This window comes from Cupriavidus sp. UGS-1 (assembly GCF_021213615.1).
In the GTDB taxonomy this organism is placed as follows: domain Bacteria; phylum Pseudomonadota; class Gammaproteobacteria; order Burkholderiales; family Burkholderiaceae; genus Cupriavidus.
The window spans coordinates 18965-34981 of sequence record NZ_JAJQJF010000021.1 but is presented as its reverse complement, the minus strand read 5'-3'; the positions used below and the strand labels follow the sequence as shown (position 1 = coordinate 34981).

Genomic DNA, 16017 nt, shown 5'->3' with positions numbered 1-16017 from the left:
TGCGGGTTATTCGGGTTTCCAGTGCTCGTTCGGATGCAGGTCCAGCGTCGCCGCGGCGACCACCTGCAGCACGAAGTCCTCGTAGCTGATGCCGGCCGCGCGCGCCGACATCGGCACCAGCGAATGGCCGGTCATGCCGGGCGAGGTGTTCATCTCGAGCAGGTAGGGTTGGCCGTCGGCGGTCAGCATCACGTCGGCGCGCGCCCAGCCGCGGCAGCCCAGCACGCGGAAGGCCTCGACCGCGAGGCTGCGCACGCGCTGCTCGAGTTCTTCGCCCAGGTTCGCGGGGCACAGGTATTGGGTAACGTCCGTGAAGTACTTGTTTTGATAGTCGTAGTTGGCGTCGGGCGCGACGATGCGGATCACCGGCAGCGCCCGCGCGTCGCGCCCCTCGCCGACGATCGGGCAGGTCAGCTCGGCGCCGTCGATGAACGCCTCGGCGATGACGTCGTTGTCCAGCGCGGCGGCCTTCTCGTAGGCGGCGCGCATCTGGCTCGCGTTCGTGACCTTGGTCAGCCCGATCGACGACCCTTCGCGCGCCGGCTTGACGATCAGCGGCAGGCCCAGGTCCGCCACCACCGCGTCGAACTCGCGCTCGGTGCAGTCGGCCGTCAGCATCGCGAAGCGCGGCGTCGGCAAGCCATGGGTACTCCACAGCCGCTTGGTGGCCGGCTTGTCCATCGCCAGCGCGGAGGCCAGCACGCCGCTGCCGCTGTACGGGATGCCCAGCTGCTCGAGCAGCCCTTGCATGGTGCCGTCCTCGCCGTAGCGGCCGTGCAGCGCGATGAAGACACGGTCGAAGCCTGCCGCGGCCAGTTCGGCGACGCCTTGCACCGCGGGATCGAAGGCATGCGCGTCGACGCCGCGCGACTGCAGCGCGGCCAGCACCCCCTGGCCCGACAGCAGCGAGATTTCGCGTTCGGCCGAACGGCCGCCCATCAGCACGCCGACCTTGCCGAGCGTCTTTGGATCGATTTGGGGATTGGGGACGAAGCTCATGCCTGGCCTCCGGCTTGCGGCACGGCCGCTTGCACTGGTTGTTGCGACGCTGGCTGGGCAGCGGGTTGCGAAGAGGAAGATGCCGCCGATGCCGTGGAAGGCGTGGCCGTCGATGAGGCCCCGGCCTGGCCCGACACCAGCAGGCCCGGCACCGCGCCGATCGTGCCGGCGCCCATCGTCACCACCACGTCGCCCGGACGCGCGGCGTCCAGGATCGACTGCGGCATGTCGTCGATCCGCTCGACGAAGACCGGCTCGACCTTGCCGGCGACGCGCAGCGCGCGCGTCAGCGCGCGGCCGTCGGCGGCGACGATCGGCGCCTCGCCGGCCGGATAGACCTCGGCCAGCAGCAGCGCGTCGACGGTGCCGAGCACCTTGACGAAGTCCTCGAAGCAGTCGCGCGTGCGCGTGAAGCGATGCGGCTGGAACGCCAGCACCAGCCGGCGGCCCGGGAACGCGCCGCGCGCGGCGGCCAGCGTCGCGGCCATCTCGACCGGGTGGTGGCCGTAGTCGTCGACCAGCGTGAAGGTGCCGCTGCCGTCCGCGCAGGCCACCTCGCCGTAGCGCTGGAAGCGCCGGCCGACGCCGTGGAATTCGCGCAGCGCCTTGACGATGGCGGCATCGGGCACTTCCAGCTCGGTGGCGATCGCGATCGCCGCCAGCGCGTTCTGCACGTTGTGCAGGCCCGGCAGGTTCAGCACCACGTCCAGCGGCGGCTCGGCATGGTTGTTCAGCTGGCGCAGCACCGTGAAATGCATCTGGCCGTCGACCGCGCGGGCGTTGACGGCGCGCACCTGCGCGTCCTCGGCGAAGCCGTAACGGACCACCGGCTTGGACACGAAGGGCAGGATCTCGCGCACGTTGGGATCGTCGACGCACAGCACCGCGATGCCGTAGAACGGCAGCCGCTGCGTGAATTCGACGAACGCCTGCTTCAGACGGGCGAAGTCATGCCCGTAGGTGTCCATATGGTCGGCGTCGATGTTGGTGATCACCTCGATCACCGGGAACAGGTTCAGGAACGACGCGTCCGATTCGTCCGCCTCGGCGACGATGAAGTCGCCGGTGCCCAGCCGCGCGTTGGCGCCGGCCGAGTTCAGCCGGCCGCCGATCACGAAGGTCGGATCGAGTCCGCCCTCGGCCAGCACCGACGCCACCAGGCTGGTGGTGGTGGTCTTGCCGTGCGTGCCGGCGATCGCGACGCCCTGCTTCAGGCGCATCAGTTCGGCCAGCATCACCGCGCGCGGCACCACCGGAATTCGCTTGGCGCGCGCGGCCAGCACCTCGGGGTTGTCGCCGCTGACGGCGGTCGACACCACCACCGCGTTGGCGCCGGCGATATGCGCGGCATCGTGGCCGTGCATCACCGTCGCGCCCAGCGCGGCGAGGCGGCGCGTCGCGGCGTTGCTGCCCATGTCGGAACCGGACACCCGGTAGCCGAGATTGAGCAGCACCTCGGCGATGCCGCTCATGCCGGCGCCGCCGATGCCTACGAAGTGGATGTTCTTGACGATATGCTTCATGAATCCTGCTTGTCGGTGGACCTCGATCCCGTCGGTTCCCCGTACTAATCCCTGGCCAGCTCGCTGCAGACCTGCGCCACGCGCCGGGTCGCATCCGGCTTGGCCAGTCCGCGCGCGCGCAGCGCCATCTCTTTCAATTGCGGCCGCGACAGCTGCGCCAGCGTCTGCGCCAGCCCTTCCGCGGTCAATGCGTCCTGTTGCACCAGCAGCGCGGCGCCCTGTTCCGACAGGAAACGCGCGTTGGTCGTCTGGTGGTCGTCCACCGCATGCGGAAACGGCACGAACAGCGCCGCCACGCCGGCGGCCGCCACCTCCGATACCGTCATCGCGCCGGCGCGGCAGATCACCAGATCGGCTTCGGCGTAGGCCTGCGCCATGTCGTCGATGAACGGCACGGCCTCGCCCGCGACCCCGGCCGCGGCGTAATTGGCCCGCAGCGTATCGATCTGCTTGACGCCGGCCTGGTGCCGCACCAGCGGCCGCTCGCCCTCGGGCAGCAGCGCCAGGGCCTGCGGCACCACCGAGTTCAGCGCCGCGGCGCCGAGGCTGCCGCCGACCACCAGCACCCGCAGCGCACCCTGGCGGCCGTCGTAGCGCGCGGCCGGTTCGGTGAGCGCCGCCACTTCGTCGCGCACCGGATTGCCGGTCCACTCGGCGCCGGGCAGCGTCTGGGGAAATGCGCACAGCACGCGGTCGGCGACCCTGGCCAGTACCTTGTTGGCCAGCCCCGCGATCGAGTTCTGCTCGTGCAGCACCAGCGGCCGGCCCAGCAGCGAGGCCATCATGCCGGCCGGGAAGGTGATATAGCCGCCCATGCCGAGCACCACGCTCGGGCGCACCCGGCGCAGCGCGCCGATGCTCTGCCAGAACGCACGCAGCAGGTTCAGCGGCAGCAGCAGCTTGGTCAGCAGTCCCTTGCCGCGCAGCCCGCCGAACTGGATGAACTCCATCGGGATGTCGTGCTTCGGCACCAGCGTCGCTTCCATGCCGGTGCGGTTGCCGAGCCAGACCACGCGCCAGCCCTGCGCGCGCAACGCATGCGCGACGGCGAGCCCCGGGAACACATGGCCCCCGGTGCCGCCCGCCATCACGAGGAGCGTGCGCTGCTGCGTGGAACTCATACCTTCCCTCCACGCATCAACACCTGATTGTGGCTACGGCCGCTGCGCTTGACTTCCCGCTGGCGCGGGAAGTTAGCCTGCGCCGAAACCGCGTATTGCTGCGTTCCGGTCATACCTTCCCTCCACGCATCAATACCTGATTGTGGCTACGGCCGCTGCGCTTAACTTCCCGCTGGCGCGGGAAGTTAGCCTGCGCCGAAACCGCGTATTGCTGCGTTCCGGTCATACCTTCCCTCCACGCATCAATACGCGGTTTTCGTAATCGATGCGCAGCAGCAGCGCCAACGCCACACAGTTCATCAGGATCCCGGACCCGCCATAGCTGACCATCGGCAGCGTCAGCCCCTTGGTCGGCAGCAGTCCCAGGTTCACGCCCATGTTGATGAAGGCCTGCCAGCCGATCCAGATGCCGATGCCCTTGGCGACCAGGCCGGCGAAGGTGCGGTCCAGCTGCAGCGCGGTGCGGCCGATCGAAAAGGCGCGGCGCACCAGCCAGTAGAACAGCACGATCGCGGCCAGCACGCCGATGAAGCCCAGTTCCTCGCCGATCACGGCCAGGATGAAGTCGGTATGCGCCTCGGGCAGGTAGTGCAGCTTCTCGATGCTGCCGCCCAGCCCGACCCCGGCCCATTCGCCGCGGCCGAACGCGATCAGCGAATGGGTCAGCTGATAGGCCTTGCCCAGCGCGTATTCCTCGCGCCAGGGGTCCAGATAGGCGAAGATCCGCTCGCGCCGCCACGGCGACACCGCGATCAGCAGCGCGAAGGTGCCGACCGCGATCGCCACCAGCGCGCCGAACAGCTTGCCGTTGACGCCGCCGAGGAACAGGATGCCCATCGCCACCGCGGCGATCACCAGGAACGCGCCCATGTCGGGCTCGAGCAGCAGCAGCATGCCGACCACCGCGACCGCGACGCCCATCGGCAGGAAGCCCTTGCCCAGGCTCTGCATCCATTCCTGCTTGCGCACCGTGTAGTTGGCCGCGTACAGCACCACCGCCAGCTTCATCAGCTCGGACGGCTGGAAGTTCATCAGGCCCAGCGGAATCCAGCGGCGCGCGCCGTTGACGCCCTTGCCGATGAAGGGCACCAGCACGATGATCAGCAGGATCAGCGCCAGCACGAACAGCTTGGGCGCATAGCGATCCCAGTACTTGACCGGGATCTGGAAGGCCAGCAGGCCGACGCCCAACCCGATCAGCAGCGAGAACGCATGGCGGATCAGGAAATGGCTCTCGCGGTAATTGGCAAAGCGCGGCGAATCGGGCAGCGCGATCGTCGCCGAGTAGACCATCACCAGGCCGAGCGACAGCAGCACGATCGCGACCCACAGCAGCGGCTGGTCGTATTCCATCATCCGCGAACGGGTCGGCTTGACGCCAGACACCGCATCGCGCAGCCCTTCCCAGGCGTTGCCGATGGTCGCGCCGACGATGGTGGCGCCGACGAAGCCGCTGCGCTTGGCCTGGCGCTCTGCCTGCATCTCGCTCATGGCATGATCCCCCGGGACAGCGCCAGTTCTTCGACCGCGGCGCGGAACACCTGCGCGCGGTGCACGTAGTTGCGGAACATGTCCAGGCTCGCGCAGGCCGGCGACAGCAGCACCACGTCGCCCGGCTGCGCCTGCTCGGCGGCCAGCCGCACCGCGGCCTCCAGCGCGCCCTCCTGCGAACCCGCATCGAGCAGCGCGACGCCGGTGCCTTCCAGCGCCGCGCGCAACTCGGCGGCGGCCTTGCCGATCAGCACCACCGCGCGCGCGTACTGCGCGACCGGCGCGGCCAGCGGCGAGAAGTCCTGGCCCTTGCCCTCGCCCCCGGCGATCAGCACCACGCGCTTGTCCAGCCCGGACAGCGCGGCGACGGTCGCGCCGACATTGGTGCCCTTGCTGTCGTCGAAGTACTCGACATCGTCGATCGTGGCGAGCCACTCGACCCGGTGCGGTTCGCCGCGGTATTCGCGCAGGCCGTGCAGCAGCGCGTTCAGCGGCAGATCGATGGCGCGGCACAGCGCCAGCGCCGCCATCGCGTTGGTGGCGTTGTGCATGCCGCGGATGTGCAGCGCGTCGGCCGGCATCAGGCGCTTGTGCCGCACCGGCACCGGCGCGGCCTCGTCGCCGGCGGCGCCCTTGCGGCGGCGCGGCTTCGCCTCGTCGGCCTCGCCATCGGGCTCGGCCAGCACCAGCCAGGGCATGCCGCCCTCGCGCAGGATGCCGAAGCTGCCCGGCACTTCCGGCAGGTCGGTGCCGAAGGTCACCGGCACGGTGCCCGGGCGCGCCATCTCCATCGTCAGGCGGTCGTTGCGGTTCAGCACCTGCACGCACTGCGAACCATCGCCGCCGGCCGGCCCGAAGATGCGCTGCTTGGCCGCCGCGTAGGCCTGCATCGTGCCGTGCCAGTCCAGGTGGTCCTGCGTGACGTTCAGCACCGCGGCCGCGTGCGGCGCCAGCGTATGCGTGGTCTCCAGCTGGAAGCTGGACAGTTCGAGCACCCACACATCGGGCAGCGTCGCCGAGGCGATGCAGGCCGACAGCTTGTCCAGCGCCGACGGGCTGATATTGCCGGCCACCGCGACGGTCTTGCCGGCGCGCTCGACCAGCCGGCCGGTCAGCGCGGTGGTGGTGGTCTTGCCGTTGGTGCCGGTGATCGCCAGCAGCTTCGGCGCGTAGCCCGCTTCGGCCTGCAGATGCGCCAGCGCGCGCGCGAACAGTTCGATCTCGCCCCACACCGGGATGCCGCGCTCGCGCGCCGCGTCCAGCAGCGCGCCGGTGTCGGCTTCGGCCGGCGACAGGCCCGGGCTGATCGCGATCAGCCCGATGCCGTCGAGCAGCGCGGCGGTGAACGGGCCGCCGACGAATTCGGCCGAGGGCAGCTCGGCCTGCAGGAAGGCAAGATTGGCGGGCGCCGGACGGGTATCGGCGACGCGCAGCGCGCAGCCATACCGGCCGCACCAGCGCGCCATCGCCAGGCCCGATTCACCGAGGCCCAGTACCAGCACATCAGGGGTCTGCAACTCGCCAAACACTTCGTTTCCTGCCTTTGATTTCCTGTCGTCGATCGATCTTGCGAACGCGCATCCGCGCGAATTCAGTCAGTCCGGCTTCAGCGCAACTTCAGCGTCGAGAGGCCGATCAGCACCAGCAGCAGCGTGATCACCCAGAAGCGGACCGTGACCTGCGTTTCCTTCCACCCGCTCAACTCGAAGTGGTGGTGCAGCGGCGCCATGCGGAACAGCCGCCGTCCTTCGCCATAACGCCGCTTGGTGAACTTGAACCAGGTGACCTGCAGCATCACCGACACCGTCTCGGCGACGAACACGCCCCCCATCACGAACAGCACGATCTCCTGGCGCACGATCACGGCGATGGTGCCGAGCGCCCCGCCCAGCGCCAGCGCGCCGACATCGCCCATGAACACCTGCGCCGGATGCGCGTTGAACCACAGGAACGCGAGACCGGCGCCGGCCATCGCCGAGCAGAAGATCAGCAGCTCGCCGGCGCCAGGGATATGCGGGAACAGCAGGTACTTGCTGTAGACCGCATTGCCCATCACGTAGGCGAACACGCCGAGCGCGCTGCCGACCAGCACCACCGGCATGATCACCAGGCCGTCGAGGCCGTCGGTCAGGTTGACCGCGTTGCTCGAGCCGACGATCACGAAATAGGTCAGCACGATGAAGCCGGCCACGCCGAGCGGATAGCTGACCTCCTTGAAGAAGGGCACCAGCAGGTTCGACTTGTAGGGCATGTCCAGCGACAGCCCGCCCTCGACCCAGCTGAGGAACAGCTCCCACACCTTGACGTTGCTCGCCTCGGAAATCGAGAAGGCCAGATAGACCGCGGCGACCAGCCCGATCAGCGTTTGCCAGAAATACTTCTCCCCGCTCGACATGCCGCGCGGATCCCGGTAGACGACCTTGCGGTAGTCGTCGACCCAGCCGATCGCGCCGTAGCCGAACGTCACCAGCATCACCACCCAGACGAAGCGGTTGCCCCAGTCGCACCACAGCACCGTCGAGATGCCGATCGACAGCAGCACCAGCACGCCGCCCATGGTCGGCGTGCCGGACTTGACCAGATGGGTCTGCGGGCCGATCGTGCGCACCGCCTGGCCGATCTTCATCTCGGTCAGCTTGCGGATCACCCACGGACCGAGCGCGAGGCCGATCACCAGCGCCGTGAGGTTGGCCATCACGGCGCGGAAGGTCAGATAGTTGACGACCCGCAGGAAGCTGTAGTCATCTTGCAGCCATTGGGCCAGGGCCAATAACATCGTTCTTCGGTTTCCAGTCTGCTGCCGCGGTGTCCCTGGTTCGGGGCCTGCGGCCAATTCCAATCAATCGTTAAGCTTCACTACCGTTCAGCATCAACCCTGCGTCGCCGGCGCCGGCGGCGCCACCAGCGCTTCCACCATGCGTTCCATCCGCATGAAGCGCGAACCCTTGACCAACACCGCGCTCGCGCGCGCGACGGTGCCGTCGGCATCCGCGGCCAGCGTCGCCGCCAGTTCGCCGGCGCCGGCAAAGTGCCGCGCGCCCTCGCCGAACGCCTGCACCGCATGCGGCGAGGCCTCGCCGGTGGCCCACAGCGTCTCGATGCCGCGCGCGCGCGCATAGGCGCCGATCTCGGCGTGGAACGCCGGTCCCTGATCGCCGACCTCGCCCATGTCGCCAATCACCAGCACGCGCGGCGGCGCGAAGCCGGCCAGCACGTCGATGGCGGCGCGCATCGAGTCGGGGTTGGCGTTGTAGGTGTCGTCGATCACCACGGTGCCGACAGCGGCGCGCTTGACCTGCAGCCGGCCCTTGACCGGCGCGAAGCCGGCCAGGCCGCGCTGGATCGCGTCGATCTCGACGCCGGCGGCCAGCGCGCAGGCGATCGCCGCCAGCGCATTGCGCACGTTGTGCATGCCGAGCAGCGCCAGCCGGACCTCGAACGTGCGGCCGGGCGCGCGCACCTGCAGCCGCTGCACGCCGTCGTCCAGGCTCACTTCGGCGCTGACGTCGGCCTGGCTCGCATTGCCGCCCTCGGCCAGGCCGAAGGTCAGCACCGGCCGGCTGCCGGCGGCGGCGCGCCAGATGCCGGCATGCGCGCCGCCGCTGGCCGCGTCGAGCGGGAACACCGCGGTGCCGTCGGCCGGCAGCGCGGCCAGGATGCTGGCGTGCTCGTGCGCGACGGCCTCGACGCTGACCATGAATTCCTGGTGTTCGCGCTGCGCGTTGGTGATCACCGCGACCGTGGGCTGCGCGATCGCCGCCAGCGACGCGGTCTCGCCCGGATGGTTCATGCCGAGCTCGAGCACCGCGAGCCGGTGGCTCGGACGCAGCCGCAGCACCGTCAGCGGCAGCCCGATGTCGTTGTTCAGGTTGCCGCCGGTGGCGAGCCGCTGCGGCTCGCCGACCGCCGCGGCGAAGATCGCCGCGATCATTTCCTTGACCGTGGTCTTGCCGTTGCTGCCGGTCACCGCCACCGTCGGCAGCGTGAAGCGGGCGCGCCAGCCGGCGCCGAGCTGGCCCAGCGCGACGCGCGTATCCGGCACGACGATCGCTGGCAGACCCGGCGCGGCGGCGCAGATATCGCGCTCGACCAGCACCGCGGCGGCGCCCCTGGCGGCCACGTCGGCAATGAAGTCGTGCGCATCGAAACGTTCGCCGCGCAGCGCGACGAACAGGTCGCCGGGCTCGACGGTACGGCTGTCGGTATGCACGCGGGCGAACTGCCGCGCGCCATCGCCTTCGACGCGCGCGCCGGCGATCCAGCCCGCGGCCTGCTGCAGGTCGGTCATCGTCTGTTCCGGTATCGCCTTCGCGTTCATATCGATACTCATGCCGACAGTCATGCCGATACCCCGCGCGCCGCCAGCGCCAGGCGGACATGCTCGCGATCGGAGAACGGCCGCTTGCGGCCCTGGATTTCCTGCGTGGCCTCGTGGCCCTTGCCGGCCACCAGCACCACGTCGTTCGTGCCGGCATGCTTGACCGCATAGAGGATCGCCGCGGCGCGGTCCTCGATCTGGCGGCCGCGGCGGAAGTCGCGCATGCCGTCGGCGATCGCATCGAGGATCGCCTGCGGGTCCTCGCTGCGCGGGTTGTCGCTGGTCAGCACCACCTCGTCGGCCAGGCGTTCGGCCACCGCCCCCATCTGCGGGCGCTTGCCCGGATCGCGGTCGCCGCCGCAGCCGAACACGCACCACAGCCGGCCCTGGCGCGCCGCCACCACCGGCCGCAGCGCGTTCAACGTCTTCTCCAGCGCGTCGGGCGTATGCGCGTAGTCGACCACGGCCAGCGGCCCTTCCTGGCCGCCGAACAGCTCCATGCGGCCGTCCACGGGGCGCAGCGCGCGCAGCGCGGCCAGCGCCGCGTCCCAGGCGACGCCGTTGGCCAGCGCCGCGCCGAGCACGGCCAGCAGATTGCTGACGTTGAACTCGCCGATCAGCGGCGTGGTGACCTCGGCGCTGCCGAAGCTGCCGTCGACCTTGAACACCGTGCCGGTCGGGGTCGCCTTGACGCCGGTCGCGCGCAGCCATGCCGCGCCGCCGCTGAAGCCGGTCGGCCCGGCGGGGCCGCCAATGCCGTACTCGATCACCTGCCGCGCCGCCATGCCGGCCGCCAGCAGGCGCCGGCCCATCGCGTCGTCGCGGTTGATCACCGCGGCCTGCAGCTTCGGCCAATGGAACAGCAGCGTCTTGGCTGCCTCGTACTCGGCCATGGTGCCGTGATAGTCGAGGTGGTCCTGGGTCAGGTTGGTCAGCACCGCGACCTGGAACGGCGTGCCGGCGACGCGGCCCTGCTCGAGACCGTGCGAGGACACTTCCATCGCCACCGCGGCCGCGCCGGCCGCATGCAGCTCGGCCAGGCTGTCCTGCAGCTGGACCGCGTCGGGCGTGGTGAAGCCGGTGTGCTGCAGCGCGTCCGGAAAGCCGCTGCCGAGCGTGCCGATCGTCGCGCAACGGGTGCCGGCGGCCTGCAGCACGCGCGCGAGCCACTGGCTGCACGAGGTCTTGCCGTTGGTGCCGGTGATGCCGGTGATCGCGAGGCCGCGCGCCGCGTTGCCGTACCAGGCGGCGGCGATCGGCCCGGCCAGCCGCTCCAGCCCTTCGATCGGCAGATGCGGCACGGCGTCGCCATGCGGCCAGTCGTAACCGCGGCTCTCGTAGACCACCGCGGCGGCGCCGCGCGCCAGCGCCTCGGCGATATACGGGCGGGCGTCGGTCGACAGGCGCGCGTTGCCGAGCACATAGGCGAAGAAGACGTCGCCCTGGCGCAGCCGGCGCGTGTCGCCGGTCAGGCGGGCCGTGTCCGCTGCGTGCTGGCGCAACCAGGCCGCTGCCTTGGCAGCGGCCTGTTCGAGGGCGGCGTGCTTGCTGCGGGCGGTCATCGGGCGGTGCTCCCGGATCCGCGGGCGGACAGGGTTTCGGGCGGCGTATCGGGCAGGGTCTCGGGCACGCTCTCGGTGACCACCAGTTGCCGGATCGGCGAATCGGGCTGGACGTTCAGCGCGCGCAGCGTGCCGCCGGTGATCGCGGCGAACACCGGGCCGGCGACCGCGCCGCCATAGTGGCTGCCGGAGGTCGGCTCGTCGACGCTGACGGCGACGATGATGCGCGGGTTCGACATCGGCGCCAGGCCGATGAACGAGGCGCGGTACTTGCTGCGGTCGTAGCCGCGGCCGACGTGCTTGTAGGCGGTACCGGTCTTGCCGCCGACGCGGTAACCCATCACCTGGGCCTGCGTCGCGGTGCCGCCCGGAGCCGTCACCATTTCCAGCATGCCGCGCACATCGCGCGCGACCTGGGGCGAGATCACGCGCTCGCCGCTGGCCGGACCGTCGGTGCGGAACATCGTGATCGGGATCAGTTCGCCGTCGTGGGCAAAGATCGTATAGGCGTGCGCCATCTGCATCAGCGACACCGACAGGCCGTAGCCGTACGACATCGTCGCCTGCTCGATCGGCCGCCAGCTCTTGTACGGGCGCACGCGGCCGGCGGCGGCGCCGGGGAAGCCGAGCTTGGGCGCCTGGCCCAGGCCCAGGCTGGTGAACATGTCCCACATTTCCTGCGGCTTCATCAGCATCGCCATCTTGATGGTGCCGATGTTGCTGGACTTCTGGATCACGCCGGCGACGGTCAGCGGCCCGTAGTTGTGGGTATCCGAGATCGTCGCGCGTTCGAAGGTGTAGCGGCCGTCGGTCTGGAACACCGTCGACGGCGTCACGCGCTTCAGTTGCAGCGCCAGCGCGGCGGTGATCGGCTTCATCATCGACCCGGGCTCGAAGGTGTCGGTCAGCACGCGGTTGCGCAGCTGCTCGCCGGACAGGCGCGCGCGGTCGTTCGGGTTGTAGCTGGGCCAGTTGGCCAGCGCCAGCACCTCGCCGGTCTGCGCGTCGAGCACCACCGCGCTGGCCGCCTTGGCCTTGCTGCGCTCGGCCACCGCCTTGACCTCGTTGAAGGCCAGGTACTGGATCTTGGCGTCGATCGACAGCTGCAGGTCCTGGCCGTCGCGCGGGCTGCGCAGCACGCCGATGTCCTCGACCACGCGGCCGAGCCGGTCCTTGATGACCTGGCGCGCGCCGGCCTTGCCGGCCAGCACGCCTTCGCGGGCCAGCTCCATGCCTTCCTGGCCGCGGTCCTCGACGTTGGTGAAGCCGACGATGTGCGCCATCGCCTCGCCTTCCGGGTAGAAGCGCTTGTACTCGCCGCTCTGGTGCACGCCGTCGATCTTCAGCGCGGCGATTTTCTCGGCGACATCGGGCAGCACCTGGCGCTTCAGGTAGACGAAGCTCTTGTCCTCGGTCAGCTTCTTGCGCAGCTCCTTCTCGGACATGTCGAGCAGCCGGGCGAGCTGGCGCAGCTTGCTTGCATCGAGGCTCGACGGTACGTCCTCGGGCACGGCCCAGATCGCCTTGACCGGCAGGCTGGTGGCCAGCACCAGGCCGTTACGGTCCAGGATCTTGCCGCGCGTGGCGGGCAGCTCGAGCGTGCGCTGGAAACGCTTCTTGCCCTCGGCCTCGTAGAACTGGTTGCCCGGGCCCTGGATCCACAGCGCGCGCACGGCCAGCGCGACGAAGGCCGCGAACATCAGGAACACCACCAGCTTGGAGCGCCACATCGGCAGGCGCAGGCCGAGCACCGGGCTGGCCGAGAACTGGCCCGAGCGCGGACGCGTGGCGGCCGGCCGCGCGGCGCGCGGGCGGTTCAGGCTGGGGCGGGCCATCGTCATGGACGGGCCTCCGCGTTGGCGCTGGACTGCTGCTTGTCTGCGCCATTGGCCCCTTCGCCGGCCGCGGCGCCCTCGGCGCGCGGCAGCACGATGCCCTGCAGGTATTGGGTGCGGCCGGGGCTGACCGGCGACATTTTCAATTGCGCGCGGGCCGCGTCGGCGATGCGCGCGCTCTTGGACAGCGCGCTCTGCTGGTATTGCAGCCGCGACCACTCGGTCTCGAGCTGGCGCTCCTCCGACTGCTCGCGCTCGAGCGCGACGAACAGCGTGCGCGCCTCGTGCTGGGCGCTGACCAGCGACAGCGCGCACAGGATCAGTGCGCCGAGCAGGAAGAAGGTCAGGCGGTTCATGCGCGCGCCCCGCCCTGCGGTGTCGGCGCCGTGGGCGCCAGTTTTTCAGCGACGCGCATCACGGCCGAGCGCGCGCGGGGATTGTCGGCGACTTCCTGGGGGCCGGGCTTGAGCCGGCCGAGCAGCTTCATGGTGGGCTGGGGCAGGTCGGCCGCGCGCAGCGGCGCGCGCCGCAGCGCCGGATCGGCGTCCTGCTGCGGGCGTGCGTGCGCCTGCATGAACCGCTTGACGATGCGGTCCTCCAGCGAATGAAAGCTGATCACCACCAGCCGTCCCCCTACCTCGAGCAGATCGTAGGCCGCGCTCAGACCACTTTCGAGGTCCGCAAGCTCTTGATTGATGAAAATCCGTAGAGCCTGAAAGGTGCGGGTCGCAGGGTCCTGACCCTTCTCGCGTGTCTTGACGGCTTTCGCCACGAGCGCGGCAAGGTCGGCAGTAGTGGCGAGGCGTCCGCCATCGCCGGGTTCGCTCCGGCGAGCAACAATCGCCTTTGCAATCTGTACAGCAAACCGTTCTTCCCCATAGTCTCGTATCACCCTCGCGATGTCCTGCTCGTCGGCCTGCGCCAGCCACTCGGCGGCAGTGATGCCGCGCGTGGTGTCCATGCGCATGTCGAGCGGGCCCTCGAACCGAAACGAAAACCCCCTCGCTGCGTCGTCGATCTGGGGCGAGCTGATCCCCAGGTCGAGCAGCACGCCCGCGACCTTCGCGCCGGCCAGGCGCTCGCCCATGGCGGCGAAGCTCGCGTGCTCAATAGAGAAGCGGGCATCCTTGATGGTGCCCGCTTCTGCGATTGCTGCCGGATCCTTGTCGAAGGCGACCAGTGCCCCTTCGGGTCCCAGCCGCGCCAGCACGGCCCGGCTGTGGCCTCCCCTGCCGAAGGTACCGTCCACGTACACGCCGTCGGGCCGCCACACGAGCGCATCGACGGCTTCGTCGAGCAGCACGGTGCGATGGCGCAGGGGGGTGGGCCCCGGCGTACGGGTCGGTTCCATAACCACTTCAGAAAGAGAAGTTCTTCAATGCTTCAGGCATGCCCTGGGCCATCGCCTGCTGTTCCTTGGCGGCGTAGGTCGCGGCATCCCAGACCTCGAAATGGCTGCCCATGCCGAGCAGCATCACTTCCTTGTCCAGCATGGCGGCGCTGCGCAGCTCCGGCGCGATCAGCACGCGCCCGGCGCTGTCCATTTCGACGTCCGCGGCATTGCCCAGAAAAATGCGCTTCCACCAGTGCGCGTCCATCGGCAACGCCGCAATCCGTGTGCGAAAGGTTTCCCATTCCGGCCGGGGAAAGAGCAGCAGGCATCCATCCGGGTGCTTGGTCAGCGTCACCCGGCCCTCGGCCTGTTGTTGCAGCGCTTCCCGGTGCCGCGTCGGAATCGACATCCGACCCTTGGCATCGAGGGAGAGCGCCGATGCTCCCTGAAACAAGTTCACCCCCGTCCCGCGCCTGCCTGCGGCGGCTTGGCGTGGCGTTGACTGGTCCGCTTCGGCTAGTGCACATCATCCCACACCGAAGCTCTTTCCTCACACAAAAATACACTTCCTCACACTATTCCCCACTTTAGAGGAAGCCTATTGGGCGGTCAAGGCTCGTCAACGGTGCCAAAAAGGCGTTTTTCGGAATCAGAACAAAGACTTAGCGCAGGGCGAGCGCGCACCAGGAAGGTGAATTCCTAATGAAATGAAGGTCTTAGGGGAGAAAGCCGAGAAACCACCTGAGAACTACGCGGGGAGAAGTCGCTGGCGCAAGGAAATACCGCGGTCCCGAGCCCGGCCAAAGGATACAACGATTCGGTGCCGGGGGCCCTTGGGGCGAGCCCGCAGCGCGCGCCGGTCCAGGCGGTCCGGCGCCGCGCGCAAGGTCGGGGATGACCAGTCAGATCCGATAGGCGGTGGTGGTCATCACGCGCGAGGCCGCGCGCATCGCCGCACGTACCGGAGCCGGCAGCGTGATACCCCCCGCTTCGCGCGCGCTGGCCCCGTGGCGGGCCTCGTCGTCGCGCATCTGCTCGAGGATCGCCCGCGAGCGCGCGTCGGCCGCGGGCAGTTGCTCGAGATGGCCGGTCAGGTGCTGCTCGACCTGGCGTTCGGTCTCGGACACGAAGCCGAGGCTGGCGCGATCGCCGGCGCGTCCGGCCAGCCAGCCGATGGCGAAGGCGCCGGCATACCACAGCGGGTTCAGCAGGCTCGGTCGCGAGCCCAGTTCGCGCAGGCGCTCGGCGCACCAGCCGAGGTGATCCTCTTCCTCACGCGCGGCGGCATCCATCTGCGCGCGCACCGCGCCATCGCGGGCGGTCAGCTTCTGCGCCTGGTACAGCGCCTGGGCGCAGACCTCGCCGACATGGTTGACCCGCATCAGCCCGGCGACATGCCGGCGCTCCCCGGCGTCGAGTTGCGTGTCGTCATGCTCGCCCAGCGGCTCGGCCGGGCTGGGCCGCCCCGCTCGGGTCGCGCCGGTGATGGCGCGCAGGGCGACGTCGAATTCGTGGATCAGCTTGTCCATGTCGGTACGGCGGAGGCGGCGCGCGTGACGGTGAAAGTGACGACGAGCCGCCTTGGGTCGGTTCGGGGAATTCCCGCATTGTACCGCCCCCGTTTCGGACGTCCCGCACCGGGCGCCTTGCCAGTACTGGCTTGGGCTGGCGGGCTACTCCAAAACCCTGAGTTGTGAAAAGCCGACAATAGAACGACTGTGCGATTGTGCAAACAAGGCCGTTTGTTACAGTACCTGACAACTTCTCGCGAAGTTGGGTGCGTGGGCCATGGAGAGCTCAGGAGGCTGCCTCGCGCATCACACCAATAATTCTTA

The 16017-nt window shown here is 69.4% G+C and carries 13 protein-coding genes; all 13 read right to left on the bottom strand.

All coding sequences use genetic code 11. From position 1 onward, the window contains the following. Window positions 1-6: 6 nt before the first annotated feature. A complete protein-coding gene (locus LRR16_RS21435) occupies window positions 7-999 on the bottom strand; it encodes a D-alanine--D-alanine ligase (protein ID WP_006579114.1) in 993 nt (330 codons plus the stop codon). Further along, a complete protein-coding gene (murC, locus tag LRR16_RS21430; protein WP_232207062.1) occupies window positions 996-2522 on the bottom strand; it encodes a UDP-N-acetylmuramate--L-alanine ligase in 1527 nt (508 codons plus the stop codon). Before murC ends, LRR16_RS21435 begins: the two co-directional genes overlap by 4 nt. Before the next feature lie 44 nt (window positions 2523-2566). Further along, window positions 2567-3643 carry an undecaprenyldiphospho-muramoylpentapeptide beta-N-acetylglucosaminyltransferase gene (murG, locus tag LRR16_RS21425; RefSeq protein WP_232207061.1) on the bottom strand — a complete coding sequence of 359 codons (1077 nt, stop codon included), beginning with the start codon at window positions 3641-3643 and terminating at the stop codon, window positions 2567-2569. 222 nt (window positions 3644-3865) lie between these two features. Next, on the bottom strand, window positions 3866-5134 hold the full coding sequence (ftsW, locus tag LRR16_RS21420) for a putative lipid II flippase FtsW (protein WP_006580277.1): 1269 nt from the start codon (window positions 5132-5134) through the stop codon (window positions 3866-3868). Then, complete coding sequence (gene murD / locus LRR16_RS21415; RefSeq protein ID WP_232207060.1) at window positions 5131-6663, bottom strand: UDP-N-acetylmuramoyl-L-alanine--D-glutamate ligase; 1533 nt, start codon at window positions 6661-6663, stop codon at window positions 5131-5133. Before murD ends, ftsW begins: the two co-directional genes overlap by 4 nt. Window positions 6664-6740: 77 nt before the next feature. Beyond that, window positions 6741-7910 (bottom strand): phospho-N-acetylmuramoyl-pentapeptide-transferase, encoded by a 1170-nt coding sequence (mraY, locus tag LRR16_RS21410; RefSeq protein ID WP_023264842.1) that lies wholly within the window; start codon window positions 7908-7910, stop codon window positions 6741-6743. 93 nt (window positions 7911-8003) lie between these two features. Then, window positions 8004-9464 carry a UDP-N-acetylmuramoyl-tripeptide--D-alanyl-D-alanine ligase gene (gene murF, locus LRR16_RS21405; protein WP_255674195.1) on the bottom strand — a complete coding sequence of 487 codons (1461 nt, stop codon included), beginning with the start codon at window positions 9462-9464 and terminating at the stop codon, window positions 8004-8006. Between the two features lie 8 nt (window positions 9465-9472). Continuing rightward, window positions 9473-11014, bottom strand: a complete 1542-nt coding sequence (locus LRR16_RS21400; protein WP_232207059.1) for a UDP-N-acetylmuramoyl-L-alanyl-D-glutamate--2,6-diaminopimelate ligase — start codon at window positions 11012-11014, stop codon at window positions 9473-9475. Continuing rightward, the gene (locus tag LRR16_RS21395; RefSeq protein WP_006579883.1) at window positions 11011-12855 is read right to left on the bottom strand and encodes a penicillin-binding protein 2; all 1845 of its coding nucleotides are present in this window, start codon (window positions 12853-12855) and stop codon (window positions 11011-11013) included. Before LRR16_RS21395 ends, LRR16_RS21400 begins: the two co-directional genes overlap by 4 nt. Continuing rightward, window positions 12852-13205, bottom strand: a complete 354-nt coding sequence (gene ftsL, locus LRR16_RS21390) for a cell division protein FtsL (RefSeq protein WP_006579884.1) — start codon at window positions 13203-13205, stop codon at window positions 12852-12854. The genes LRR16_RS21395 and ftsL overlap by 4 nt, the downstream gene beginning before the upstream one ends. Continuing rightward, window positions 13202-14200 carry a 16S rRNA (cytosine(1402)-N(4))-methyltransferase RsmH gene (gene rsmH, locus LRR16_RS21385; protein WP_232207058.1) on the bottom strand — a complete coding sequence of 333 codons (999 nt, stop codon included), beginning with the start codon at window positions 14198-14200 and terminating at the stop codon, window positions 13202-13204. The genes ftsL and rsmH overlap by 4 nt, the downstream gene beginning before the upstream one ends. Before the next feature lie 7 nt (window positions 14201-14207). Then, window positions 14208-14636 carry a division/cell wall cluster transcriptional repressor MraZ gene (gene mraZ / locus LRR16_RS21380; RefSeq protein WP_006577764.1) on the bottom strand — a complete coding sequence of 143 codons (429 nt, stop codon included), beginning with the start codon at window positions 14634-14636 and terminating at the stop codon, window positions 14208-14210. A 448-nt stretch (window positions 14637-15084) separates the two neighbouring features. Beyond that, window positions 15085-15711, bottom strand: coding sequence for a 2-polyprenyl-3-methyl-6-methoxy-1,4-benzoquinone monooxygenase (coq7, locus tag LRR16_RS21375; RefSeq protein WP_064577263.1), 627 nt, complete (start codon window positions 15709-15711; stop codon window positions 15085-15087). Window positions 15712-16017 lie beyond the last annotated feature (306 nt).